This window comes from Mesorhizobium sp. f-mel (assembly GCF_053850215.1).
On sequence record NZ_JBSPTO010000003.1, the window covers coordinates 189,459 to 215,034 of the forward strand.

Genomic DNA, 25,576 nt, shown 5'->3' on the forward strand with positions numbered 1-25,576 from the left:
GTGTCACGCGGATCGGTCAGGTTTCGATTCCTTCCTGTATCCGGCCAAGCAGATCGCGATGACGCTCGATTTCATCCTCCATCAGCGTTCTGGCAAGTGTCTTGAGTTGCTCGCCACCCTCGAGGCCGGGAACCAGATGGGTTACCAAATGCCGGAGAATTGGTACTGAGCGACGCAGGATGGCTGGCTCGGGAATACCCGGCATCACGAAGTTGATGAGTGCCTCATCAAGCGATTCGCTATTCGTGCCTCGCGACGGCTGGAATTCCGCGTTTTGCGGCTTTTCCGTACCAGCGGCCGATGTCGTCCCCTGAGCACGGCTGGCGGCTTTGTCGACGCCGTTCATCCGCCGCCGGTTGATTGCCTGACCGCGCACACCCTCCGCCTGCCGCACTTCGCGGCCGGTATCGATCCTTGCCGTATCGAATCGCGGCCCTTCAAGCCGGCGGTTCACGGATATTTCAGCGCGACCGTGGCGCCGCCCTTGGTCAGGAGAAGTTCCGTCTCGCCAATTTGCTTGATGGTCCAGCCGTCATTCGTGAATGCACCTTCATGATAGCGTGCGCCGTCGGCGGCGATGACGTAGGGCCGCTCGCCATACCAGATCGCCTGCAGCCTCAGGCGCGGAGCCTGCTCGGCGTTGCCGATCATGACATTGGAAACGAGGGGAATGTGCGCGCCGAACGTCTGGTCGAACCAGGATTGCGTTTCGGTCCAGGCACCATCCTTGTCATTGGGGATCATACCCGAGACCACGAGCCGTCCAGGTGATCGCTGAACAGCCAAGGTGCTGATGCCAGATTGATCGAGGCGCAGCCTGAGTTGGCTTTCCGCTTCGGCAGCACTGGGTATTTGCGTTGAATCGTTCAGGACACTTTGCCCGGCCTCGCCAGCAAAGGCCACTCTGATCGGGTCAGGGTGTTGAGCGGATATCTTTTTGCCAATGTCGGGCTCGGCGAAAGAGAACCCATTCGCAGCGACGGAAACAGCGAACACGGCAAAGAGCACGCTGCCTGCAACCAGGAGGGGGTGATCAGAAACGGACCAGCGATTCGGCGGGCGTTCGGGGTTGACCAGCCGGATATGGGCATCGCCGATACTTATCGTGAGCGGCAGCTTGCAGCGGCTGCCCTGGCCTTCATGGATGATCTCGCCCGTGGCGAGTGTGACGTCGCCGCCGACGGCTTCGATTTCAATTTGGCTGCCCTTGCGCCGCAACCTTGCGTGGACCGGCGCGATGCCGGCATCCCTGAGGACAATGTCGGACTCCGTGCTGGAGCCAACAGTATACAGAGGCTCGAGCAGACTGAGTTGGGCGCCCGCGTGAAATCCGTGAGTTACGCTCAGCGCAATGGAACGTCCGGGTCTTGGGGCGTGGGTGATAATCGATCGGAGCCGGCGCCCGGGCTCCGCATCCCAATATTTGCCGATAGAATTAGCGGTCATGCCACTTCATCTCCCGCCGATGACAATTCAGACGCAGCCTGACAACGGCGTCGAAGCATTCTTGCCGTGCACGTGCGCCGCCGGTGCTTGCGGCGGCGCATGGGTTCGAGAATCCCCGCCTTAGGCCTTTTCAGCCGACTGGCCGAGCGTCCTAGCGGTGCTCATCAGCATGTCATGTTGGGATTTCGCGATCTCTTTTGTGATCTCGAGGCTAAACATGCGCTCCTGATGCTTGATCATCTTGTCCAGGTTCTGTTCCGGCGACCCGGCAGAGCCGGACGTAATGGGAGGGGTAGCAGCCATCATTGTCTCCTTGAGGGGCCGTTCAAGTTACAAACTCCGGAATCACGTCGAAGCGATCCGGCAGGTTGCAAAAGCAGCTTAAGGCAGGGCGATCGAAAATGAAAGTCCACTTGGAATATATGAACCACTTCAGTTCCAACTGTTGCATTGCCGCCATTCGGAGAGTAACCTGCCATCGGGGTGAATGGGGTATTTTAGAATGGAACAAGGTCCTTTGGCGGAGCTGTTGGTCGAACGCTTCGAGAATATGCCGCCGCAGTTGCGGGTCGCCGCGCGTTTCGTGCTGGATCATCCTAAGGACGTCGCACTGATGTCGATGCGCGAGCAGGCGCACCAGGCCGGCGTTTCGCACAGCACGATGATGCGGTTGGCGCGATGGCTTGGCCTTGAAGGCTACGAGGATATGCGCAGCCTTTATGCGCGCGCGCTGCGTGAGACAGGCGCCGGTGAGCCGGCGCGACAGGGTATAGGGCAGGACGGCGATCCGGGATATTCGATTGCGGGGGTCGTCGCCGACACGCTCGCGGCCCAGATTTCAAGTCTAGGTGAATACGGCAATGCCTCACAATTCGTTGCCGCTGCCGAGCTCCTTGCACAATCACGCAATCTGTTCGGTCTCGGCTCGCGCTCCGGTTATCCGGTCGCGAACCACTTCGTTCACATCATGTCGTTTCTGGCTGGCGGTGACCGCAAGGTGACGCTTGTCGGCGAGATGGGCGGACATGGTCTGGATGCCTTGCAGGGTGCGGGACGCGACGACGTCCTCCTTGCTGTGGGCATGGCGCCTTATGAACGCATGACGATCGAGGTGGCGCGCCAGTCGGCTCGGCAGGGTGTCGGCGTGGTGGCAATCACTGACAGCAGCGTGTCGCCGCTGGCGCGAATCGCGCGGGAAACAATCATCGTTACGTCAAATTCGCAGTCGTTCTTTCGCAGTATGGCGCCGGCGTTCGCCGCCGTCGAGATTCTGGCGGCACTGACGGCTGCGCAGTCTGAAGTCAATGCTGCGCAACGAGTAACCCAGTCGGAAGAGCATCTCGCTGCTTTCGGCATTTATTGGAAGCCGCCCCGGTAAGTGGCCGGGGCTTCGACTGTCGGACGCGGGGGCGTTGACGACAGGCAGATTGCCTGAACCACGACTGGACCGGCTCCGGAGGTTGTTTGATGATCCGCCCGATTACCACCCTCAAGCCCCCGCCGCCGCCCAGGGTCGATCCAAAGGCCAATGCTGAGCAGATTACGCGGCTGCAGGCCGAAGCCACGAAATTGCACAATGAAATCCGGCTCGCCAACAAGATGGGCGAGGCCGACGCGGCCGCGAACGCTCGCCAGCGGCTAACGCAGGTCAATGCGGAACTGACGACGGCACAGCCGACGCCCCCGGCGGCGCAGCCAGGACCGGAGCTGCCTGCCGCAGTCACCGCGGCAAACGGCAACGGCGGCACCACCGCCGCGCCTGCGCTCTTCACGACGCAAAATTTCGGCGGTACGCCAAACCTCCTACTGGCCAGTGGTGAGCCCGACGCCGGCGGTGTTTCACCGGAAGTCGCCACGGCGAACGACATTCTCAATGCGATCGAGGGCGGCAAAAGTATCGACAACATCGCCCACGAGCGGAACATATCTCCCGAGCAGGTGGTGGCGGCTCTGAATGTCGGCAAGATGACGGCGACAGCGACCGAACATGCCAACGGCGACACCCGTACGGTGATGATCAAATACGGCAGCGGCCGGACGATCACCGAAAACCAGGACTATCACCACGGCGGCTATTACACCGAAGTGACGGGTCCCAACGGACAGGTGACCTCCTCGCCGATCCGTGACGATCTCGGCCGCAAGGAAACCACCAGTGTCGACGCGGCGACAGGCGCGATCACGACCAAGTTCGTCGACGATCTCGGCGACGGCTCAGTCACCGAACGCACGACGAATCCCCAAACCCGCATAACCACAACCACCGAAACGAACGGTGACGGTGCCGTCACCGTCACCAAGAACCTGCCGAATGGGTCGACGGTGGAGACGGTGACGCCCGCTGGCGGCCCCGCATTGCCGGTGACCACGGTCACGGGTCCGGGCGGCGAGGAAACCATCCTGGCGCATTCGCAGGCAGCAGACGGCTCGGGCGCGCTGTCGATCCAGGAACAGCTTGCCGAAGGCAAGAGCATCGACGAGATCGCCGAGGAGCGCAATCTCACGCCGGAGCAGGTGGTCGCCGAGCTGAACGCCGCCGGCCTCGAGGTGACACAGGGCGGTGACGAAGGCGAGACGCTCCAGATCGTCGTCACGGATCCGGACACCGGCAAGACGGTCACCTACAACAACGACTACCAGCATGGTTCGCGCTCGGTGACCACCATCGAGGGAAATACCGAGACGACCGACATGGTCGACGGTAACGGCAAGACCACCCACATCGAGCGCAACACCGAGACCGGCGAGCAGACCACCACCATCGTTGACCCCAAGAACAACACCGAAACGACGATCGTCTTCGACAAGGACGGCCGACGCACCGAAACCATCGTCGAGACGCTGAACGACGGCGAGCCGATTGATTACGAGGTCCAACCCGGTGACAATCTGAGCGACATCGCCGAGGCGCATGGTGTGACGCTGGAGGATCTCGCCGAGAGCAATCCGGAACTGTTCACCTCTCCGCGCGATCCCGACCTTATTCATCCGGGAGAGACCGTGGTGATCGAGGGTGCCACCAGGACCACCGTCAATGTGACGTTTAACGGCTACATGCTGACCACGTCGCCAGACGGCAAGATAACGCTGACCAACGATACGACCGGCGCCGTTACGGATATCGCGGCCGGCACCGCACAACAGGCGCTGGCCGAGCTGCTGCTTTCCATCAATCCGAACAGCAGTGACCCGGAGCAGGCCAAGGAGGATCTGGTCGTCAAGACGACGCTGGACGGCATATTCGGCGGGGCGACGCCAGAGCTGACCACGGAGGCGCTTGAAAAGCAGCAGGCCGTGGTCGCTGCAATGGAATTATATGGTCCGGCACAAGACGCAACCGGCGCGACTCTCGACGGTGGTCCCACGTCGGTTGGTCCGTACGGGAACCCACCATCACCCACCGCTCCTTCAGGCGGAAAGTGGGTGCCGTTGCTGGTCGACGGGAGCTGGAAATGGTACGACCCGGAGGTGGCCAAGGCGATCGCAGCCGAGAATGTGGCGATTGCGAACTTCGGTGAGGCAGAAGCAAAGGCTGCGCAGAGCGCCGCACAGCTCGACGTCTATGCGCTGGACCCTGAATTCAAGAACGCCATGGAGGGTGCCGAGTCGACGCTCGACGAGGCGTTGGCGCCTTATGGACTGGATTGGAAGCCGCCCGAGCCGAAGGGCACGCTGGCAGATGCGCAAAACCGGTTGACCCTCGCCAACAACGCGCTTGAAAGCGCCAGCACTGCCCGGGCCGAATACGAGCAGGCGCAGCAGAGTCTTCTCGAAGCGATCGACAAACAGGCAGACCTGCCGACGCTCAGCGATCCTAACCAGACGGCTGTCAGCAGCCCGGGTGGTCCTAGTGCCAAGGAAAGCAACCAACAAGGAAAGGCCGCGCACGCGGAGGTCGCCGAGCTCTTTACAAACGTTTCGCTACACACCGCCAACGGCAACAAGGCCACGGTCGACCAAATGATCAGCTCGACCGAGCTGGAGCTGAAGCTTACCGATGCCAAGCCTGGAAGCCCCGAATACACGGCCATCGAAGAGCGGCTTGAAGGTCTGCAAACGCTCCAGGGGGCCGCGGCCAATCAGGTGACCCTGGCCGAGGCATATCAGGAGTACGGGGTTGCACAGGCAGAGGCGGCGGATCTTGCCGTAACCATGGAGCCTCTCAAGCAGCAACTGCTTGCGCAGGCGCAGGAAAGAAACCCGCACCATTTCGATTGGGAAGGGTATACCAATGGACGTGGTGAGTTTACCGGCAAGATAAAATCGCAGGACATAGTCGAGGAGAACGGTCAGCTCTATGTCGTTACCACCTATGAGAACGACACTTTCACCGACGAGAACGGTGATGACACCAATGTGCATAAATCTGCCCTGACATACGCTCTCGACGACGAGAATATCAGGGAAGACTTCCGCAACGATCCACTCAACAAGCAGTGGCAGGAGATGCTGGCGTCGACGCGAGAGACATCGTCGGCCACGGTGTGCACAGCCAACGGTACGGGATCGCAATCGGCGCTGGACGCGGCCAGGTCGAAGATTGTCGGCGTGCAGGTCGACCAGCTTGATGCCGGGCTGAGAGATGCGAAGACTGCGCTCGTCGAGGCAACGACGGCACGCGACCAGGCGATCATCGACTACGGGCCGGGAACCGTAGAGGCGCCTGCCGGCACGCTTCAGCCAGGCGAAACGGCGGTGAAAATCAAGGTGAACGGCCGCGATCTCTGGGTCGCGCCAGAGGTTGCCGTTGCATTCGACAAGGAAGGGCCGGGCGCGATCGGCGACAGCGGCAAGTGGGTCCAGATCGAGATGGACGGCAAGATGCTGTGGGTGCACCCCGAAGTCGCGGCCGCGGAAATCGATCGAGGCCAGGCGGAGACCGAAAAGAACCAATTGGAGGACTGGGAAGAAAACGTGCGGCCGGCGATGGTGGCGGGGCGTGACTGGTACGCTTTTTCCGCAAGCCACCCCAAGCTCCTCGAATACGGTTCCGCCGAGCATGAGGCGAAACTCAAGTACGAGTATTTTGAAGAACACAAGGACCAGGCGCTGGCCAGCTATCAGGTGCAGTTCGAGAACCTCTACGAGGCCGGTTTCACTGGCGAATACGAGACATATCCGCCGGCCGAACTCAGCACTGCCGTTGGTCAGACCCTCGGCCTCGACCCATCGAACGAAGATGTCGAGAAGGTCACCGAAGAAATCACCGACCGCGCCGGCGACAACGCCGAGGTCAAGATCGTGCCGATTTTCTCCCTCGACGGCGGGACGGAATCGTCGACGGCATTGTTCGCCATCAAGAGCGGCGGCGACGAAATCGGCTATGTCGACAGCTCGGGCAAATATTACAGCAGCTTTGACGAATTCCAGCACGAGAATCGCATCTTCGGCGAGAAGGGCAATCTGGTCATGGCCAAGGGCGGCGACATGTCGCTCGGCAAGGGAGGTTTTTCGCTCGACGAACTGGAAGTGGCCGACGCACGCAAGGTGGATTTCTGGGACAAGGCTACCGACATTGGCCTTGGCATCGTGGCGGGCGTCTCAACCATTGTCTCGTTCGTGCCGGGCGGCCAATGGGCCATTCCCATCGCGATCGGCTCCGGTTCACTCCTTGGCGGCAAGGCTCTGATCAGAGAGGGTGATCACCTCCTGCAGGGCGGCGACTTCGACAGCCAGTCGGCCTGGAATGTCGCGACCGGCGTAACCGCATTCCTGCCCGTAGGCGCGGGTGCCTTGCGCACGTTCGGCTTGGCAAAGACAAGCCTGTCCAGGTCCCAGGCTTTCGCGGGCGGCTTTGGGATGACCCGCATGAAGGATGCCAGCTGGGGCATCGGCAGATTCCAGGTGAACGTAAAGGAGGCCTCTTATGCTGGTAAGGTCTCGGAGTTTATGCAAAGCGGCAACAAGCTGACGAACGCTGCGTGGACCCTCGATGCCGGCGCCGTGGTTACCGGCCTTCCGTTGCTCGGCAAATCGGTGGAAGATCTGGCGGCGCATGGCGGTGAGATGTCCCTGCTCGAACTCGCGAACGCAGTCATGGGCATAGGCGTCGGCACTGTCGGCACGGGCTTGGGCGGCCGCTCGCTGTTGTCCAACATGCCTGGAGCGGGCGGCACTCGGAGCGGAACTCATACGTCGGCCAGTTTTCCTGGCGGACCGGATTCGGGGCCGCAACCGCGGGCCGTCTACGAGATGGGCCCTGACGGTGTCTACAGGCCCACCGGCGAACAGGTCGTGCCGGATCCAGATGAGATCATAATCGATGGCGACGTGGTCGGCGAAACGTCCGGCCAGCAGGGGCCTGGTTTCGGTGCCCCAGAAGGTTCGCGCAACGGGGCGGAGGCCGGAAATCCCGGTCAGCGCGCGCTGCCGGCCGGCGAGTCCGATGGTCCGAACCCGCCGCCACCCACGGGTGGCAAGGATGATCCATCAGGCGACGTCCAGCCGTCGCGGCCGATGGTCGTGCATGAGCAAGGCCCCGACGGCGTCTATCGCCCGACCGACAAACTGGTCTTCCACGATCCCAGCCACCCCGTCGTCGAGGGGACGGTTGTCAACGTCCACGATGGAGGGCCGAGCGCCCCGGGCGAGCGCGGCGATCCCGAGAATGCCAGCGACCGAGGCGCCCAGGGAGCGCGTGAGCAGAATGTGCGCGTCCCCGCCGACGGCGATCCGATCGTGGTTCCGCCGGTCCGCGGCGACGGAACGACGCGCCCGGCCGAGAGCGGCTTCCGGCTCGTCTGGGACCCGGCGACCAAGACGTTCACCGGCATGCCGAGGCCCAATCCCGCGGAATACGTCTACACCAGCGGCAAGGATCCGCAGCAGACGGGCTATCTCGACGGCGCACGCCCTTCCGACCCGGCCGTGCTGGCCACCCCGGACGAGCTCCTGCTCCAGTCCGAAACGGAAACACGCGGGGCGGAAGGCACCCGGCCGTTGATGCGCTACACTCTCGGCAACCGCCATACCGGCGAGATGCTCGTCGATTTCAACCTACCGGAAGCGCAAAGGGTTGTCGCCATACCCGAACCCAAGGCGATCACGGCCGCGCCGGAGCCGGTGCCGGCTCCTGTCGAGCTCGACCCTTCCTTGCCCGTGCTTTATCTCGGCGCCGACGGCCGCTGGACAGCCGATCCGAACGTCCGCACGCAGCCACCGGCCGTGACGGATACCGGGCACCCCAGCCCGGTTCGGCACGACGGCACGCCGGTCATCAACAATTTCTCATCAAACCCATACAGCTTCGGCCAGACGTTCAATGCCGTCAAAGCCGGCCTGCGGCGCATCGGCACGCGTTACCTGAATACCGAACCGCGTTATGACTATCCGAAGCTCGGCGAACTGGTCGACAGCATCTATCATCGGCCGGTTCCGCAGGACGGCGTCACCGCTGGACAGGATATCTATGTCGAGGCCAGCGGCGAATACCTACCGGCCAAGGTCATCGTGGCCGGCCCGCAGGCGAGCATGACCCGCGACATCGTCCTGCCGGGCGAGCATGCCACGGAGGCCGGCTACCTCAGTTCCGGCCCGACCGTCGAACGCGCCAAGCGCGGCTCGATAACCACGCCGAACGGCCAGCTCAGGGTCAACACCCCGGCACGGGAAGTCCATACGTTCGATCCTGCCGACAATCCGGAAGTCAGCCATCGCTCGGCGCTCGGCGAGACCCTGGCCGCGACCTTGCCGGCGCTTCCCGACGATACGGCGACGCCCGCGCCGACGTGGGCGCCTGAGCAGGTGGAACTCGTCGGCGACTACCTCCATTCCCTCGAACGTTCCAGCGATCCGGTCGTGCGCGATGCGGTGACCATGACCAGAGTGCAACTCGGGGGCAGGGGCTTGCCTCAGTCTGGCACGGAGATGACGCAGGCTCAGCATGATGCGCTTGTCGAAATGCTCAGCGCCGACCGGAACAGCCCGTTCACCGGCTCCAAGCCGGTCGGCCAGCTTTCGATGAACGGCTTGACGACCCTCCAGGTGTTCAGCGCTCAGGGCAAGCTGCCGCATCTCTCGCCGGGAGAAGTGATCGACCAACTCGGCCTGTCGACCGACGCCAGGCTGCCCCGCGGCGAGCAGTTCTTTACCGCCGGGGCGCTGCCAGGAGAAGCCGGCTGGACCGATGCCGGCCGTGGCATCGTCGGCGATTACCTCAAGGCTGCGTCAGGCTCCACCGATCCGAACCTTGCCGCCGCGGCAAATGCCGCCTCGCCGTTTTTCAAGGGGCGCGCCACGAAGCCCGGCAAGGCCGTGACCGCCGCGCAGCAGGATGCGCTCATGCAAGTCCTGGAGGCCGACAGTGGCAGCACGTGGGTCTACGGTCCGAAGCTTCAGCCGGAGTCTTCGTTCAAACCCGCCGGCAAGCTTTCGCCGGAAGGTCGCTACAATGCGAAGGTTCTGTCCGGCCACGACACCTGGACCCCGTATTTTTGGCGAGAGATGCGCGGTTACGCCGCCAACCAGCAGAAATCCGCGGACCCCGCGGTCCAGTCGCTCGCGCACGCCTTGGAGAACGCGCTGCCCGCAAGCAAGCCCAAGGTCGGAACCGAAATCAACAGCGAGGTGCCTGTCCTGCTGGAGCGGTTGCTGGACGCCGACAAGGCGAGTTCGTGGCGCGCCCCGACATTCTTCACAGATGCACAAGGGGTCTGGCGGTCCGACCGCGCGACCGTTTCCTGGTTCCTGCAGGAACACGAGGCCAATGTCTTGGGTGGGCCGATGCTGAACGACCAGGCCGCCCGCACAGTCGGCCTCGGCGGATCGATGCTCGGCATCAAGGTGCCGCTGCCGAGCCGGCAGGTCTATGGGGAACTCAGCCTGAAGAACAACGGCCCGGATGGCACGGGCTTTCTGCTCCCGGTCCATCCCAACGACGCGAAGGGCCAGAAACTTTTCGTCAATGGATACCGGCCGAATTTCGCTTATGACGAGGCTGCGGCTCCATCTGCCCGGTGGGTCGCATCGGCCCCGATGATGTCGAAGAACACGTTTCAGAAAGAAAACGCCGTTGGCGCTTCGATATCCTTCGCTGGCTTCTCCCTGGGTGGGGCCTACGTCAAACGCACGCTGCTCTATCTCGGTGGCGAAGGCGGCCGGCCGGGGTATACGCGTAGAGAATCTGGCCCGCTCAGCCAAAGGGCAGCCTCCTTTTGGGAAGAAGCTGCGAGAGGTGGTGCCAGCCACTATAGCTCCGAAGGCAAGGTGCCCGGTTTCGAGGATCGTGTCCTCTACCGGAACTACAACGTTATTCCGCCCTTCGGAGGCGGCAAGGAACCCTGGCGCGGTAGCCCTGCCTTCGAGGGCGTTCCGCGCGAGGTGGGCGCCGGGCCACTTAACCGCCTGGACCGCACGGACCACGGCGTCGGTTTGGCCGTAAACCTTGGGCAATGGCCGCTAACGACGGTAGAAGTCGGTTCGGTGAGGAAGGACCTGGTGCCGCATACCCGTACCGCCCGCGCACACCCCGGATCCTCCGAAGGCGCGCAAAAGGTTTTCTCCGCGCTGGAGACTTCGGATGGGCGACTGACGCCGGGCGTCCTGCAGCATCTCGCCGCTTATCTCGCCGAGGTTGCGGCATCGCCGCACGGCGATTTAAAGTTCGCTGGTCAGCGCGTGTTGGATGTATTCCCGGAATTGGGCGTGGCGCCATATCCGGACCAACTCGCCACCACCGGCGGACGGCCCGACGGGATGGGCAAGCCAGCGTGGAAAGCGTTGCGGCAACAGCTGGATCAGCAGGCCCGCAGCGAACTGACGCCCACGCAGGCCCATTACCTCAACCGGCTGCTCGAGCAGGATGTGCTGCACAATTCGCCGCCGGATGGCACCCCGCCGACGCTGGGCTCGGGGTCGCCGGAAGAAACGCTGCGGATCATGGACGAGAATGGCGAAACGGCCACCGTGAGGTACCTCGGGACACCGCCCAAGAGCGCCGAGAACGTCTATGTGCCACCGGCCGACGGGCCGAGGGCACGCGGCGACGAGCCCGAGTTGATGCACAAGTCGCATATTCTGTTCCGGGACCCTGAGACGGGAGAGCCATATGTCTTGCCCTGGATACGCGGTGCTTCCGACGACCACGTGCCTGGAAGCATCGGGCGTCCGGAAAGCGGCGGTCAGCCTGTTAACGCAGCCGAGGGAGTGGGCAACGCCGGGCGAGCGTCGCGCGGCAATGTCGGCCCTTATGTTTTCCGCGCCGATACACGCATGCCAACCGAGATCAGGGACGCGGGAGGCTTCTCGCCACCGCCCCCGACAGGAATCTGGGTAGACAATTCGCAAGGCATCACCCTGAGCAACTATGTGATGGGCAATACCCATGGCCGTTTCGTCGGCACGAGCCAGTCGATCTCGGGAGCCAAGGCTTTCGTTTCGGAAGAGTCACGAGCCGCGCGGCAGCAAGGTTATACCTATCTCTACACGCTCAATCCGAGCAGACCGCGCTTCCACGTCCCGACTGAGTTCGAGGCGATGGGCCGGCCCGTCAGCGACAGGATGGCCCGCGTCGACGAGGCCGCAATCGACGGTAGCATCCCATGGAACGAGGTCTATGGCTGGCGGATGATGGATCCGGACGGGAATTTCGTCGGTGAGTTCACGCACAATGAGGATGCCGTCGCGCCCGGCACATCGACACAACAACGCCGGCAGGTCATCTTGCGGCCGGCCGACGAGTTCTGGGATGTCAATACGCCAGCGCAGACCGAAGCGCCGCCGCCAGTTGCCGAGGTGGTCAGCCACGAAGCCCCAGCTGTGACTGGCGAGACGCCGCAGGCAGTGAATATTGCTGCCGAAACGCCGACGGCCGCCACATGGCCGCCTGCGCCTGACCGGGGCAGGGCGGTTTTTGACCCTGCCAGCGGAAGGATCATCAGCATTGAGCTTCCGGTGAACTCCGCTGCGGAACCGGGATATGCCGAACCCGTGCGGGCGCCGACCGGGCCGGAGGTCAGGGCACTTTCAGCCGATCAGATCTCCGAACTGACCGGCACGCAATTACACGCCATCAAGCCGGAGCACATCGCCAAGCTGGCGCCTGAGCAGGTTGCTGCACTGAGTCCCGAGCAGATCGGGCAGCTGATGTTCGATCAACTTGCGGCGCTTCGGCCGAAGCAGTTGCGGGCGCTGAGTGCCGAACAGCTCCAGGCGATCAGGCCAAGCAGATTGCAGGCCGTTGCTCCTGGCCGAATCACCGGCTTGCGGCCGGACCAGGTCGCCGCCTTCTCACCCGAGCAGCTCGCTGCCTTGGCCACTGAGCAAGTGCGCAAGCTAACGCCCGATCAGATCGCCAAGCTCACTGATGAGCAGCGCAATGCCCTCACCCCGGAACAGGTCGCCGCCATGAGACCTGCTCAATTCGGCCATCTCGATGCGACGCAGTTTGCCGCGTTGGATCCTGATCTCGTCGCAGCACGCGATCCCGTGACAACGGCAAAGCTGTCGCCGGACCACATCTCTGCGCTTACGCGGGAGCAGCTTGGCGCTCTGACCATTCATCAGATCGAGGCGCTGACGAAGCAACAAATAGCGGCGCTGACGCCGAAGCAGCTTGGCGAGATAAGCCCCGGCCAGTTGCGCAAGTTCACGCCCAAGCAGTTTGCCTGGATGTCGACGGAGCAAACGAACGCGCTTTCCGTGCTGCAGATGACGACCTATCGAGCAACCCACAAGAAAGCCATGACGCCGGATCAGGCCACGGCCGTTGATCAGGCACTGAGCCATGCCCGCTTCAAGGAGAACGTGCAATTGGTCGCGACCTTCGGTCCAATGGCCGGCTCTTCCTACACGGTATGGCAGATCTTGCCACCGCATTGGGCCGCGACAGCTGCGGGCGTTGCGTTCGGCGTGCGCGGCGTCGTCTTCAGCGCGCAATCGGTCTTTCCGAACGCCACGGCAAACCACAAGCCGCTGGGACGTGCCCTCAATGCGGCGAGCGGGGCGTCGTTTATATTCTCGTCTCCAGGCTCGGCGGCCGGGCTGCTGCGCGGCGAGAATGTCTGGGTGAACGGCACCTTCTCCCTGGGTAATGTGGTCTACGGCACGAAATCTGCGCTGCAGTCGATCGCCGGACGGCCAGTGTTCCGGAACGTAGCCGAGCATCTGGCCGGTCCGGGCTATGTGCTTGGTTCCCTGCTCTACACGGCACAGAACCTCCACTCGCCGCTGGCTGCGACGGCGGGCGCCTTGTTCACCGTCGGCAGCGCTGAGTTCTGGGTGTCGGCCATGCGCACGGACCGGCTGAATCGCCAGGCCGTTCCGAGGACGGACGAGCAGATCGACGCCCGCGCAAAGTCGGACGCGCGCTGGGCGAACGCCGATCGCATCGCGCTTGGAGTAACCTTCGGCGTCGGCATGCTGCTGTTTGCCTGGGATGCGCTGGACGACCAGCCATGGAACAACACCGGCACGACGCCGGCAACCGACCCGACTGCGCCGGGCAACGATCCTTCGGGCGTCGATGGTACGCCACCGGACGAAAAGACCGACAAGCCTGATCCCGGAACGCAAACCCCGCCGGAGGATTTCCCGCAACTTGTCGTGGTCGCCGATGACGGTCTGAACTTGCGGGGCCAGCCTGACGAGGATTCGACTGTAGTGACGGTTCTGCAACCCGGGACATTCGTCGAGCAGACCGCAAAGCCTTCGACCGATCAGTCAGGGGAGACCTGGATACCCGTCGAAGGTTTTGGGCCGGACGGCGACATCCATAGCGGCTGGGTTTCCGGCGATCATGTCGAGGCTCATCCCGACGGCAGCAGCAATCCTGAGGGCCGCACGAATCCAACGTTGGAGAAAGACGGCTACCAGTGGGTCGAAGTCCAGAATGGCGACAGCATTCGCCTGATCGCCAAGACCCATTCTGCGGATGTGGCGGAGACGGTGGTGCTCAATATGGATCATATCCTGAGCCCGGATGTGATCTTCTCAGGCGACCGTATCTACCTGCCGGCCACTTTCGTCGGCTGAGAAACCGCGGGCCTAAGCTTATCGGTTCTCGCAGCATATGCATGCGCAACACAGGCGGCCAGCTTTGCCGCCCGCTCCGCAATCGGATTGGATGGTTCGGAGGAGTAGGAGGCGGTAAACTGCAGGTCGGACGGGTGCCATTCGCATTCGACGACGCGCAGTTTACCGCTTGCGATATAGTCTTGGACGACTCCCTCAGGCAGCGAGGCTATTCCAATTCCGTTGAGCGTCATCTTGATGGAAGCGGCCAGCGAATTGGCCGGAAAGATGCGCGGCGTTTCTTCGAATTCGCCGGTGAGCTTGCGGTAAAGTTCGCTATAGGGTCGCGTGGTGCGCGCGTAGCTGATGATTGGAAACTGCATCAGGTCGTTGAGCGTCACCTTGCGTCGGTTGGGCAATTCCAATTGCGGCGAGCAGACCCAAACAAGAGGAAACGACGGCATATCGATATTCTCGATGCTGTACTCCAAGACAGGGCCCATCAGCACCGCAAGATCGAGCCGGTGTGACATGAGTTCGTTGCGAAGGGTCGTCGTTGCATCGACGACGATATCGGTCTCGACAAGCGGATAATTTGCTTTCAGCGCCTTGAGGAAATCCGGCAGCCAAGTGTGCACGATCGTTTCGGCAACCCCAAGCCTCAACACCCTCGTCGTCTCTGAAGTCTCTGAAAGAGAGCTGGCCATCAGTTGCAGCCGCTCTGCTACACGCAGAACTCGTTGGGCAGGTGGTAGCAGCCGTTGTCCCTCGGCGGTTAGCCTGACCGTGCTGCTCTGCCGCTCGAACAGCTTGGCACCAAGCGCTTCCTCCAAACCGGCAATTCGGGTGGACACCGCCGGCTGCGTGGTGTTCAGGCGTTCCGCCGCCTTTCGAAAGCTTCCAAAGGTGGCCACCAGGAGAAAGGTTTCGAGCTGCTTGATGTTGAAAGGTATCACGACGGCAGGTCACTCATTTGCGGGCTTTCGGGGCGGGTGCGACGAACCATCAATGCCGTACAATGATCTGGGCACCGATCTTCACGCGGTCATAAAGATCGATGACATCCTCGTTGGTCATGCGAATGCACCCGGAGGAGTTGGCCTGTCCGACGGTCCATGGCTGGTTGGTGCCGTGGACGCGATAAAGGGTGTTGCCGATATACAATGCGCGCGCGCCCAACGGATTGTTCGGTCCTCCCTCGACATGCGCGGGCAGGAAGCGGCCTTTTGATGCTTCTCTGGATCGCATTTCGGCCGGCGGCCGCCAATCTGGCCAGTTCTTTTTGCTCGAAATCGTGGCGCGGCCGGACCACTCCAATCCCTCTTTTCCAACGCCCACCGTGTATCGCAGTGCCCTGCCGTTCCCCAGGATGTAGTAAAGCCGCCGCTCCGTGGTGTTGATCACGATCGATCCCTTCGGTTGAGCCTCGCTGAAATGCACGATCTCCCTAGGGATTGCCGACCACTCGGGCCGGATTTCTCCATCCGAAGTCTGGTCGGGAGCGGCAGGGGAGACCAGCACATTTCTTGCCGGATCGTAAGTCCAGCTTCGTGGGTCATAACCGCTATTCGATTGGGCCTGGGCTGGCGCCATGGCGGCAATCGATGTGGCAGCTATCAGAACTGATGCGCACAATCTCCGGATAAAGCGCGGGCTGACCAGGACTTTGCGTCCCGCAACGCTGACGGGAACAGGCAAGTTCGCAAGCCGGATCATGATTGCCGCCACCAAGAACGATCCCTTCTGCCTCCAGGCGTTCAGCCGGCGATCACCTGATTCCAGCGCGCACCATATCGCTTTGCTGACGGTTCGCAACATTTGGCACCAAATGCTCGTGCGCAATCCAATTGGACTTCCAATTCTGCGATGCGCACGATAGAGTGAATCGGCGGATCAACCATGAAACAAGCGACGCGGGCCATCGCTCGTGCGTCCCTTTGCGATAGGACCGATTTTGACGGGACGCGATACCTGCCATGCGGATCGGTGCTCGGGAGCCAGGGCTGCTTTCTTTGCTTGCGGTCTTTCGACGATCCTGGCGTTCGGCCTTGCCTCGTCGCAGGCCAACGCCGCCGAACCGCGCTGGCCTGCCGGCCCGTACAGCTATATCACCGTCGATCAGTCGGTGGCCGACGCGCTGGTCGAGCTAGGCCGCAACATGCGGACGCCCATGCGTATCAGCAAACTCGTCAAGGGGCGTTTAAGCGCCGGCATGCCGGTTGGAACGGCCCGCGAGTTTCTGCAAGAGATCTGCAATCGATATGGGTTGGTCTGGCATTTCGACGGTATCGTCATGAACGTCGCGACCGAAGCTGAAGTCCGGACGGAAATGATCCCGCTTGATGCCAATATGGCTGCCAGTGCGGAAGATCGGCTTTCGCGGCTGGGGGTCATCGACCCGAAGTTTCCTATTAAGGTGTCCAAGCAAGACGATGTTGTCTCGGTATCGGGGCCGCCGTCCTACGTTGAACTTGTCAGGAAAACGCTGGGAGTTCCTGCGGCGCCGAGCACGAAGCAGGATGATGGCAAAGTTGTTCCGGTCCGCGTTTTCCGCGGAAGGCAGGCGGAGGCGCAGAATGTTCCCTCCGGCAAACCGAACTAAGGAAGCAGGAGGGCAGGTTCATGCAAATCGCGCCGATTGGAGCCCTGGAAGCTACACTGGCAAACTTGACCACCAGCATAGCTTCGCAGCAGCAGATCACCGCCGGCACGGCAGCGCAGCCGGGTAACCGAATGGTGGGTGCCAATCAGGAAAAGCACGATGCCGCAAAGGTTACGATGCCTGAACGCGGTGATGTCGCTACACGGGCAGGCCAGCAGGTGGCGCAGGCATCTTCAGGAGCCAGTCCTGCAATGGCCGGACAATCCTCCAAACTGGAAAGGACCGAACCGGTCGCCGAACACAAGCTGTTCGACTATCTGGCCGAGGTGGAAAAGGCAGGGGGCGGGGCGTTTGAGGATCCGTCGGCATTGTTCGGCTCTGCGGTTCAGTCGCTGGAAGGAACCATGCAGCAGGTCCAGAAGGCCCTTGGCCAGGCAAATGCCCCAGCGAATGCTGAAACGGCCGCCATGCAGGATGGCGCCGGCAAGACCGCCCCATCAGCCAAGGAAGGCGAAAACGCCACCGCAAAGAATGCCGAGCAACTCCTCGAACGATCCATTTCGGTGATGTGGGCAGCCGCCAATCTCGAGGTGGTCACGAGCAGCGTGACGGCCGTCACGTCGTCCACCAGCACGCTGATCAAGCAACAGTAAGCCTACGGAGTGTTCGTGCACACGCTATCCTTGCCGCGGCGGTCAACACTATTGAATCGATGCGGCGTCCGGTGCCGCGTCGCGCTCGTTGTGGTGGGCATGCTTGTGCTCCAGGCGTGCTCGGTTGAGCTGTATTCCAACCTCAACCAGCGGCAGGCCAACGAGATCGTGGCCACGCTGATGCGTCACGGGATTCCGGCCCAACGCGAGGCCGGCAAGGACGGCAAAATGACGGTTTCCGTACAGAAGGACCGTTTCGCCGAAGCCATGGCGATTCTCGACGAAAGCGGATTGCCCAAACAGGAATTCCAGACGCTCGGCGACGTGTTCAAGCGAGACGGGCTTGTATCCTCGCCGGTCGAAGAGCGGGCGACGATGATCTATGGCCTAAGCCAGGAACTGTCGCAGACGATTTCGGACATCGACGGCGTGCTTTCCGCACGCGTTCATCTCGTATTGCCCGAAAACGATCCGCTGAGACAGCGACTGGTGCCATCGTCCGCCTCCGTCTTCATCCGGCATCGCGCATCCGTTCCGATGAATGAGCTGATCCCGCAGGTCAAGATGCTGGTGGCCAAAGGCATCGCCGGGCTGACCTATGACAATGTATCCGTCACGCTCATTCCGGTGACCGCTGCAGTCCCCGAGCACGCAACCGGCGAGGCAGGTTTCACGACATTCCTCGGCCTCTGGCTGCATCCGGACAGCGTCGTCACCGCGATGTGGCTGTTTTACGGCATGACGGCGGCCATATTCGCCCTGGCTGCCCGGCTAGCTTACGTCCAGTGGTATCGACGGCCCGGTGTCTATGCGCTCGACGCTTCGGCAATGCCTGTGAAGAAGACATGATCCAGACTGGCTCGAAGCAAACTGCCAGCCCGGAATGGTGGACATTCATGTCCAATCCTGCAGGCTATGTGGATGCGGCCCGGCTGGCGCAGTGCTTTGACGGCATGATCGGCGAGGCTGCCTGCGAGCGTATGCTACAGTCGCAGCGCCTGCATGAGCGATTGTCGAAGCTTCTGCTCGACCATTATGGACTCACTCGCGCAGTTTCCGACGAGCCCGCCGACGAGGTGGACCGGGCGATCGCTTTGTCGACGGGTGTGGAGTTGGAGGAACTTGCGCTTCGCGCGGGCGCGATCTACTGGGCCGGCAGTCTGGCCGCCGTCATTGATGGACGCGAGGCGGCCGCGTTGCAGGCGGCACTCGGCGCGGATCTCTGCGCTATCGCCGTCGCCAACCGCGATCTGGCCGGTCCGGTGCAGCCGTTGGAGCCCCTGGAAGATATCCATCGTCGTGTCTATGCCGACGGCTTGAGTTGCCTTGGCGCCTGGTGTCAGGCGATGCCCGGCGATACGAGCAAGCGGGTCCGCCTCAAGCTGTTGCCGCATGAGCATATTGACAAGACCACTGCCAAACCATTTTCCGAAGCTGGCCCGGCGATCGTTCGACGGGCGATGAGTTAGACGAGATGGTCGAACCGGGCAAAGCGACCACTGGCGTGCCGAGGCGTCCTAACGGTCGCATCCTGCGCGCTGCTGAGGCACGCGCCTGGCAAGATGGGCACGCCTTTCTCGACGAAGCCAGGCGTGATGCGCAGCAGTTGCGTGACGCCGCTCGGCGAGCCTATGCGGCCGAATATGCGCAGGGCTACGAAGACGGCAAGGCGCAAGGCGACGCGGATGCCGCGCGTTTGGTGAGCGAGACCGCGGTCAAGGTAGATCGCTATCTTGGTGGGGTTGAAGCCGAAATCATCAATCTAGCCCTCGATGTCGTCACGCGAGTGCTGGGAGAATTCGACGTCAGCATGGTTGTCGCCAAGGCGGCCAGGCAGGCGGTCGCTGAAATTCGCCGCGCCAAATATCTGAAGGTCCGACTTCATCCCGCTTCCGTTAACAAAGTTCGCGACGAACTGAACGCGGTCCTGCGCGAGAGTGACTTGGGCATGACGGTCGAGATCGATGCGGATGATACGCTCGCCAGGGGCGCCTGCATCCTCTTGACCGATATTGCCGTCATTGACGCCAGCATCGACGCACAGCTCAGTGCCTTTGCCGCTGCGATTTCATCAAAGGCCGAGGCGCCGACATGACAAGTCCCGCCATCGAGATCGAGAGCCGCCTCGCATCGATCGTTCCGAACCTGCGTTCCGGTCTGCGTGACGATGCCAGCCGACCCAGGAAAGGGCGTGTACGGCGAGCGACCGGCACGGTCATTCATGCGACGGTGGAGGAGGTTCGGATCGGCGAGATATGCGAACTCCTCGATCCCAGGACCGGCACGGCGACCAAGGCGGAAGTCGTCGGGCTCATGGACGACATGGCAATCCTTGTTCCGCTTGGCGATCTCACCGGCCTTTCAAGCCTCACGGAGGTTATTGCGACCGGAAAGACCCAAACGGTTTCCGTCGGGCTCGGCCTGCTTGGTCGGGTGATCAACGCGTTCGGCGAGCCATTGGATGGCAAGCCGCTTTCGCCGGGTGGCATTACCGGCAGCTATCCGGTCAATGCCTATCCGCCATCTCCGCTGGAGCGCAGTTTGATTTCCGAGCCTATCCAGCTCGGGATCCGCGCCCTCGATGGGCTTCTCACCTGCGCGCGGGGGCAGCGCGTCGGCATCTTCGGCGAGCCTGGTGTCGGCAAGTCGATCCTGCTTTCGGATATCGTCAGCGGCACGGACGCAGATGTTTCCGTGGTTGCTCTTGTCGGCGAACGCGGACGTGAGGTGCGCGAATTCATCGAGCATCAGCTCGGGCCGGAAGGGCTGGCGCGGGCAATCATCGTCGTCGCGACGTCCGACCGGCCGGCGATCGAGCGCGTGAAGGCCGCCTATGTGGCAACCAGCATTGCCGAATATTTTCGCGACCAGGGCAAGCATGTGTTGCTGGCAATGGACAACATAACGCGGTTTGCCCGTGCGCAGCGCGAGATTGGCCTCGCTTCAGGCGAGCCACCGACGCGTCGCGGTTTTCCGTCTTCGCTTTTTGCAGTTCTGCCCCGATTACTCGAGCGCTCAGGGCCTGGCCGCGTCGGCTCCATTACAAGCCTCTACAGCGTTCTTCTGGAGGGCGATGGCACGCTGGATCCGGTTGCCGAAGAAATCCAGGCGCTTCTCGACGGTCACGTCTTTCTGTCCAACGAACTGGCGCAGCGCAATCATTTCCCGGCCATCGACGTGCTGCGCAGCCGCAGCCGCCTCATGGACACGGTGGTGCCGTCTGAGCACCGGTCGGATGCCGGCCGCTTGCGGGAGCTGCTCGCCCGCTACGCCGACGTCGAATTGCTGCTTCGCGTCGGTGAATACGAGAAGGGCAGTGATGCGGTGGCGGACGAGGCGGTGGCGAAGATCGACACCATCAACACCTTCCTGCGACAGCCGTCCGCTACACACGAGACCATCGAGAGGACACGCGAACGCATGCGGGGGATCGTCAATGAAAGATCGTGACATGATCGCACGATTGCACGACCTCAGGCGCCGCGGTGAAAGGCGCGCAAACGAAGCGGTCATAAGGAGATACGCCGCTGCGCAGCGGGCCGCCGGTGAGGTTCAGAAAGCGGCCGCCACGGTCAGCGAACACCTGCAGCGCACAGCCGACGCCGAGGATGCAGCGTTCGGTTCGCTTGTCGGACAACCGGTGAAGGCCACCAGCCTTTATAGGCTTCAGGGACAGTTCGAGATCGCCGCCAGGCAAACCGAGCAGCTCCGGGAAAACGAGAAGATGGCCGGCGTCACCGAGCAACGACGCAAAGCGGAGTTATCGGCAGCCCGCAATGATCATCGCGCAAGCATGAAGGCCGTGACGAAACTGGACGGGCTGCTGGAGCATCTGACCAAACGCACTGCGCGTCACCGCCTCGCACTTGCCGAGCTTTCCGAGGAAGACGAGGGCAGTTCGCTGCGCTTACCTACACAGCGATAGTCCAATCCGTGATCGTGAATATGGAAGTGTGATGCCCCAGGCCTTGGCGTCGGCAAAAAAGAAAGCGCGCGTAGAACCGGTGAGACGCACACGCTCGAGCGTTGGCGAGCCGCTGACTTTGGAATCTGTTGCGGCTGTGGAGGTTGAGGCATTGAACGCCTTCTACCGCCGCCGTGCTCCCGCACAGATTACGATCGCGGGGATAACCATGGCTATCGCGGCCGTCTGGCCGGCACCGAACCCTGGGGACCAGGCGCTGTGCACGATTGCGTTCACCGTCGCAGACACGGTGGGCAAATTGCGCCTGCCGCTTTCTGTTGTCGAACGCGGTCTTGCCAAGGCTGACGAGCTAGTCGACGTGAAACGACTGGCACCCGCTCACGCCGCACTGCTGCTGGAGTCCGTATTCGAAGAAGATCTCGAATGGATCGAGAGCAGGCTGGGCGAGAGGATCGCTATCACCTCGATCGAACCAAGAGACACCGTTTTGGATAAAAGCGCGTTCGCGTTCGTCCTGACCAGCAAGGACGAAACCATAGATTGCGTCTTGCACACCGATAGCGTCGGCCTGGCTGTGCGGGCCGGGGGCTTTCTCGACGAGATCGGGAAAGCGAGGCCCCCGGTTCCTGCCGAATTCCCGTTGCCGGTCTGCCTTTGGCGCAACGCGCTTACAATCAGCCTTGGCGAGCTTCAAAGTCTGCAGCCTGACGATGTGGTGCTTTTCGATGACGAAGAGGAAGAGGAAGAGGCGGCATTCGTCATTGCCGAGCGGCTTTATGCCCCGGCCATCCTGACTGCCGGTGGGCCGCAACTGCTTGCCGCCCCGACTGCAATCGCTGGATCGAAATGGGAATGGACCATGAATCAGAACACACCGCCGCACGCCGACCAGACATTGGAAGAGTCAACTCTGGACGAGTTGCCGGTTGCGCTTGCCTTCGAGCTCGGCCGCACGGCAATGCCTCTCGGCGAGGTAAGGCAGCTTGCGCCCGGCGCCATCGTTCCGCTCGCCAATGTGACGAAGGAGACGGTCGACATCATCGCCAACGGCAAACGCGTAGGCCGTGGCGAGATCGTGCGGATTGGGGAGAGCCTGGGCGTGCGGGTCGCCCGCATGTTCGACAATGCTTGACAATTCGCCCAACCTGCTTGGGATTCTGATTGCCGTCGGCTTCGTCGGTTTGCTGCCGCTGGCAGTCGTCACCATGACCGGATTCCTGAAAATCTCGGTCGTGCTGTTCCTCATCCGCAATGCGCTCGGCGTCCAGCAGATGCCGCCCAATTTGGTCCTCTACGGCATAGCGCTCGTGCTCACGGTCTATGTCACGACGCCATTGCTGAGCGAGATGACGGGCCGGCTTCAGGAAGGGCAGGTTCAGTTCCAGACTACAGACGACCTCGCCAGGGCGGCGCAACTGGTCAGGGAACCATTACAGCAGCACCTCATCAAATTCACGCAGCCGGAAGAGCGGCAGTTCTTTCTTGACGGAACGAACCGCCTGTGGCCGGAACAGGCACGTCAAAATCTGAAAGACGACGATCTTTCGATACTAGTCCCTGCCTTTGTCGCGTCCGAGCTTACGCGCGCGTTTGAAATCGGCTTTCTGCTTTATCTTCCCTTCCTTATCATCGACATCGTTGTTGCAAACATCCTGATGACGCTCGGCATGATCATGGTCTCGCCGGTCCTCATTTCGATCCCGCTGAAACTGTTCCTTTTCGTCGCCATAGATGGCTGGTCGCGGCTGATGCACGGCCTCATCCTGAGTTACGTCTGACGCCGCTAGGAGGTTTGCATGAGCAATGACTTCATCCTGGCGAAGGTCCAAAGCGCGCTTCTGACAGTGCTGTTCGCGTCGAGCCCGGCGATCATCGCGGCGATGGCCGTCGGCATCCTTGTCGGGCTTGCCCAGGCGCTGACGCAAATTCAGGACCAGTCCCTGCCGCAGACGATTAAGCTCGTCGTGATCCTGCTGGTCATCATCGTCTTCGGCCCGCTGCTTGGCCAGCAGATCGCGGAGCAGGCCTCAACGGCGCTGGACGAATTCCCCGTCGTCACGCGTTGAGGCACCCAGATGCCGGTCGAACCATTCTTCGCGTCGGTCAACGAGCTTCAGTTCTATCTTTTGGCCGGAGCTTTCGCGCTCGCACGCATGACCGGGTTCATGCTCCTGATGCCGCTCTTTTCTCGCGTGCCGCTTTCGGGCCTTTTGCGCAACGGCGTTGCTCTGGCGCTGGCGGTTCCGGTCTTTCCGATGATCGTGAACAAACTGACGAACACTGACATCGCGACGACGATGATCGTCGTGTACATGCTCAAGGAGGTCGTGGTCGGGGTAACGCTCGGGCTGGCGATGGGCATACCGTTCTGGGCGGCCGAGGCTGCCGGCGATGTCCTGGACCTACAGCGCGGCTCCACGATGGGGACGCTGATCGATCCGATGATGACCCATGAGACGAGCGCCACCGGCACCTTGCTCGCCGTTATCATGGTCACGATCTACCTGGCTGCCGGCGGCCTCGAACTTTCTTTGACCAGCCTCTACGACAGCTATGGCCTGTGGCCGATCGACCAGCTTCTGCCCGTGTTCAGCAAGGATGCAGCCGGAATCTTCCTCGATCTGCTGAACCGCATTCTGATGATGGCATTGACCCTCGTGTTCCCGCTCATCATCAGCATGCTCTTGTCCGACATTGTGCTGGCCTTCTTGGCGCGCGCCTCACCGCACCTCAATGTTTTTGCGCTTTCGCTGATCGTGAAGACGCTGGTGTTTAGCCTCGTCTTTGTACTCTATTCTGCTTTCCTGCTCTTCTACATGGACCGGGACCTTGGCTTCCTGCATGAGGCAGCCCGACAGATAGAAGCGATCGGCTGCCGCAGCTGTCAATGAGAACGGGAAGGTTTGCGCAAGCGTTGGTCGTAAGATGACGCAATCGTTGGCCGGCCAATAAATACAATTTATCGTTGAGGAAAGATTCTGACAATTTGACAAGCAGCCGAGCCGCCAACGATCTTACGCCCTCCCGACTTGTCTCTGAAACGCGCATACCCCCTCGGAAGCAATGGCTCGCCTGACCACTTCACCAATCTTCGAGGACCTGCGACTGGTCGATGCGGATAGGCTGCGCAGGCTTGTCAGAATGGGCGCCTATGAGGGGCATACAGGGGGGCTGGCGCGCGGCAAGCTCCAGGCCAATGTTGTGATTGTCCCCCGCAGCTTTGCCAGCGATTTCCACCAGTTTTGCATTCGCAACCCCAAATCCTGTCCATTGGTCGGCGTGAATCGCGCCGGCAGTCCATTGATCCCGGCGCTGGGCGACATTGACATCCGCACCGATGCCCCCCAGTACAACATCTATCACTTCGGGGAACTGACCCGTCAGAGAACGGACATCATCGACTTTTGGCGAGATGATTTTGCCGCTTTTGCGCTCGGCAGTTCGCTGACCGTCGAAGCCGCACTTGCCGAAAAGGGCGTGAAACTCCGCCGCATCGGCTGCGGCAAAGCCTCACCAAAGTTCCGAACCAGGATTAAGACTTGTCGCGTCGGACCGTTTGGTGGCGAAATGGTCGTCTCGATGCGTCCGATAAGCCATTGCGATGTCGACAGGGTTCGCGCCGTCACCGCACGCTTCCCGCATGCCCACGGCTCTCCCATCCATGTCGGAGAGCCCACGGTCATCGGAATAGCCGACTTGATGGCTCCAGACTGGGGCGAAGCGGTCAAAATCATGGACGGGGAGGTCCCTGTATTCTGGGCCAGCAGCATAACCGCACAAGTTGCACTTACTCGTGCCGAACTCGCGACCTCGATCACGGTATCGCCGGGGCACATGCTGATCACCGATGTGGATGCGCGAGCCGATGCGGGCGCTTTCAAGGTCTATTAGCAGTTCATCTGGGTTTCGGGCCGGCAAATAGTCCCACGACGTGTTAACCCTTTGGTAACTCTCCTGAGTCGAAAGTCAAAAAATACTGGCTCCTTTTGCCCTCGATAAATG

19 protein-coding genes are annotated in these 25,576 nt (G+C 61.7%); 14 read left to right on the top strand and 5 right to left on the bottom strand.

The genetic code is table 11. The annotated features are described in order from the left end of the window. Nucleotides 1-16 precede the first annotated feature (16 nt). The 3 genes from ACWUKX_RS07075 to ACWUKX_RS07085 form a co-directional block, all read right to left on the bottom strand. On the bottom strand, nucleotides 17-454 hold the full coding sequence (locus tag ACWUKX_RS07075; protein WP_245485660.1) for a hypothetical protein: 438 nt from the start codon (nucleotides 452-454) through the stop codon (nucleotides 17-19). Continuing rightward, the gene (locus ACWUKX_RS07080; protein WP_456005230.1) at nucleotides 451-1,446 is read right to left on the bottom strand and encodes a SctD/MshK family protein; all 996 of its coding nucleotides are present in this window, start codon (nucleotides 1,444-1,446) and stop codon (nucleotides 451-453) included. Before ACWUKX_RS07080 ends, ACWUKX_RS07075 begins: the two co-directional genes overlap by 4 nt. A gap of 120 nt (nucleotides 1,447-1,566) precedes the next feature. After that, nucleotides 1,567-1,749 (bottom strand): hypothetical protein, encoded by a 183-nt coding sequence (locus ACWUKX_RS07085; protein ID WP_128238954.1) that lies wholly within the window; start codon nucleotides 1,747-1,749, stop codon nucleotides 1,567-1,569. 247 nt (nucleotides 1,750-1,996) lie between these two features. Here ACWUKX_RS07085 and ACWUKX_RS07090 point away from each other — a divergent pair, with 247 nt between their 5' ends. Both ACWUKX_RS07090 and ACWUKX_RS07095 read left to right on the top strand, forming a co-directional pair. Next, the gene (locus ACWUKX_RS07090) at nucleotides 1,997-2,824 is read left to right on the top strand and encodes a MurR/RpiR family transcriptional regulator (RefSeq protein WP_456005417.1); all 828 of its coding nucleotides are present in this window, start codon (nucleotides 1,997-1,999) and stop codon (nucleotides 2,822-2,824) included. Between the two features lie 89 nt (nucleotides 2,825-2,913). Then, the gene (locus ACWUKX_RS07095) at nucleotides 2,914-14,415 is read left to right on the top strand and encodes a LysM peptidoglycan-binding domain-containing protein (protein WP_456005232.1); all 11,502 of its coding nucleotides are present in this window, start codon (nucleotides 2,914-2,916) and stop codon (nucleotides 14,413-14,415) included. Here ACWUKX_RS07095 and ACWUKX_RS07100 read toward each other — a convergent pair. Both ACWUKX_RS07100 and ACWUKX_RS07105 read right to left on the bottom strand, forming a co-directional pair. Continuing rightward, the gene (locus ACWUKX_RS07100) at nucleotides 14,388-15,350 is read right to left on the bottom strand and encodes a LysR family transcriptional regulator (RefSeq protein ID WP_456005235.1); all 963 of its coding nucleotides are present in this window, start codon (nucleotides 15,348-15,350) and stop codon (nucleotides 14,388-14,390) included. The two genes, ACWUKX_RS07095 and ACWUKX_RS07100, sit on opposite strands and share 28 nt — an antisense overlap. A gap of 49 nt (nucleotides 15,351-15,399) precedes the next feature. Further along, on the bottom strand, nucleotides 15,400-16,110 hold the full coding sequence (locus tag ACWUKX_RS07105) for a L,D-transpeptidase (RefSeq protein ID WP_456005238.1): 711 nt from the start codon (nucleotides 16,108-16,110) through the stop codon (nucleotides 15,400-15,402). 238 nt (nucleotides 16,111-16,348) lie between these two features. On the opposite strand from ACWUKX_RS07105, the gene ACWUKX_RS07110 reads away from it, so the two are divergent. From ACWUKX_RS07110 to ACWUKX_RS07165, 12 genes are all read left to right on the top strand, one after another. Beyond that, nucleotides 16,349-16,996: a type III secretion protein gene (locus ACWUKX_RS07110; RefSeq protein WP_245485966.1), complete on the top strand. Its 648-nt coding sequence runs from the start codon at nucleotides 16,349-16,351 to the stop codon at nucleotides 16,994-16,996. Nucleotides 16,997-17,016: 20 nt separating this feature from the next. Next, nucleotides 17,017-17,649: a hypothetical protein gene (locus tag ACWUKX_RS07115; RefSeq protein ID WP_127313661.1), complete on the top strand. Its 633-nt coding sequence runs from the start codon at nucleotides 17,017-17,019 to the stop codon at nucleotides 17,647-17,649. 15 nt (nucleotides 17,650-17,664) lie between these two features. After that, a complete protein-coding gene (sctJ, locus tag ACWUKX_RS07120; protein WP_287098275.1) occupies nucleotides 17,665-18,498 on the top strand; it encodes a type III secretion system inner membrane ring lipoprotein SctJ in 834 nt (277 codons plus the stop codon). Then, on the top strand, nucleotides 18,495-19,118 hold the full coding sequence (locus ACWUKX_RS07125; RefSeq protein WP_287098274.1) for a SctK family type III secretion system sorting platform protein: 624 nt from the start codon (nucleotides 18,495-18,497) through the stop codon (nucleotides 19,116-19,118). Before sctJ ends, ACWUKX_RS07125 begins: the two co-directional genes overlap by 4 nt. A gap of 5 nt (nucleotides 19,119-19,123) precedes the next feature. Continuing rightward, the gene (gene sctL / locus ACWUKX_RS07130; protein WP_292311627.1) at nucleotides 19,124-19,744 is read left to right on the top strand and encodes a type III secretion system stator protein SctL; all 621 of its coding nucleotides are present in this window, start codon (nucleotides 19,124-19,126) and stop codon (nucleotides 19,742-19,744) included. Beyond that, nucleotides 19,741-21,099 (top strand): FliI/YscN family ATPase, encoded by a 1,359-nt coding sequence (locus tag ACWUKX_RS07135; RefSeq protein ID WP_456005241.1) that lies wholly within the window; start codon nucleotides 19,741-19,743, stop codon nucleotides 21,097-21,099. The genes sctL and ACWUKX_RS07135 overlap by 4 nt, the downstream gene beginning before the upstream one ends. A 1-nt stretch (nucleotide 21,100) precedes the next feature. Then, nucleotides 21,101-21,574: a hypothetical protein gene (locus ACWUKX_RS07140; protein WP_456005243.1), complete on the top strand. Its 474-nt coding sequence runs from the start codon at nucleotides 21,101-21,103 to the stop codon at nucleotides 21,572-21,574. Then, complete coding sequence (sctQ, locus tag ACWUKX_RS07145; protein ID WP_456005246.1) at nucleotides 21,516-22,706, top strand: type III secretion system cytoplasmic ring protein SctQ; 1,191 nt, start codon at nucleotides 21,516-21,518, stop codon at nucleotides 22,704-22,706. The genes ACWUKX_RS07140 and sctQ overlap by 59 nt, the downstream gene beginning before the upstream one ends. After that, a complete protein-coding gene (gene sctR / locus ACWUKX_RS07150; RefSeq protein ID WP_065006906.1) occupies nucleotides 22,699-23,352 on the top strand; it encodes a type III secretion system export apparatus subunit SctR in 654 nt (217 codons plus the stop codon). The genes sctQ and sctR overlap by 8 nt, the downstream gene beginning before the upstream one ends. A gap of 18 nt (nucleotides 23,353-23,370) precedes the next feature. Further along, the gene (locus ACWUKX_RS07155) at nucleotides 23,371-23,640 is read left to right on the top strand and encodes an EscS/YscS/HrcS family type III secretion system export apparatus protein (protein WP_065006905.1); all 270 of its coding nucleotides are present in this window, start codon (nucleotides 23,371-23,373) and stop codon (nucleotides 23,638-23,640) included. A 9-nt stretch (nucleotides 23,641-23,649) separates the two neighbouring features. Then, entirely contained in the window at nucleotides 23,650-24,465 is an 816-nt protein-coding gene (gene sctT / locus ACWUKX_RS07160) for a type III secretion system export apparatus subunit SctT (protein WP_456005248.1), read from the top strand. A gap of 172 nt (nucleotides 24,466-24,637) precedes the next feature. Then, complete coding sequence (locus ACWUKX_RS07165) at nucleotides 24,638-25,465, top strand: D-glutamate cyclase family protein (RefSeq protein ID WP_456005251.1); 828 nt, start codon at nucleotides 24,638-24,640, stop codon at nucleotides 25,463-25,465. Nucleotides 25,466-25,576 lie beyond the last annotated feature (111 nt).

Bases quoted from the DNA above. Each gene is read 5' to 3' on its own strand.
- ACWUKX_RS07165 (WP_456005251.1), top strand. From the start codon at position 24,638: ATGGCTCGCCTGACCACTTCACCAATCTTCGAGGACCTGCGACTGGTC.
- ACWUKX_RS07135 (WP_456005241.1), top strand. From the start codon at position 19,741: ATGACAAGTCCCGCCATCGAGATCGAGAGCCGCCTCGCATCGATCGTT.
- ACWUKX_RS07095 (WP_456005232.1), top strand. From the start codon at position 2,914: ATGATCCGCCCGATTACCACCCTCAAGCCCCCGCCGCCGCCCAGGGTC.
- ACWUKX_RS07080 (WP_456005230.1), bottom strand. From the start codon at position 1,446: ATGACCGCTAATTCTATCGGCAAATATTGGGATGCGGAGCCCGGGCGC.
- sctT (WP_456005248.1), top strand. From the start codon at position 23,650: ATGCCGGTCGAACCATTCTTCGCGTCGGTCAACGAGCTTCAGTTCTAT.
- ACWUKX_RS07105 (WP_456005238.1), bottom strand. From the start codon at position 16,110: ATGATCCGGCTTGCGAACTTGCCTGTTCCCGTCAGCGTTGCGGGACGC.
- sctR (WP_065006906.1), top strand. From the start codon at position 22,699: ATGCTTGACAATTCGCCCAACCTGCTTGGGATTCTGATTGCCGTCGGC.
- ACWUKX_RS07115 (WP_127313661.1), top strand. From the start codon at position 17,017: ATGCAAATCGCGCCGATTGGAGCCCTGGAAGCTACACTGGCAAACTTG.
- ACWUKX_RS07140 (WP_456005243.1), top strand. From the start codon at position 21,101: ATGATCGCACGATTGCACGACCTCAGGCGCCGCGGTGAAAGGCGCGCA.
- ACWUKX_RS07090 (WP_456005417.1), top strand. From the start codon at position 1,997: ATGCCGCCGCAGTTGCGGGTCGCCGCGCGTTTCGTGCTGGATCATCCT.
- ACWUKX_RS07125 (WP_287098274.1), top strand. From the start codon at position 18,495: ATGATCCAGACTGGCTCGAAGCAAACTGCCAGCCCGGAATGGTGGACA.
- ACWUKX_RS07085 (WP_128238954.1), bottom strand. From the start codon at position 1,749: ATGGCTGCTACCCCTCCCATTACGTCCGGCTCTGCCGGGTCGCCGGAA.
- sctL (WP_292311627.1), top strand. From the start codon at position 19,124: ATGGTCGAACCGGGCAAAGCGACCACTGGCGTGCCGAGGCGTCCTAAC.
- ACWUKX_RS07155 (WP_065006905.1), top strand. From the start codon at position 23,371: ATGAGCAATGACTTCATCCTGGCGAAGGTCCAAAGCGCGCTTCTGACA.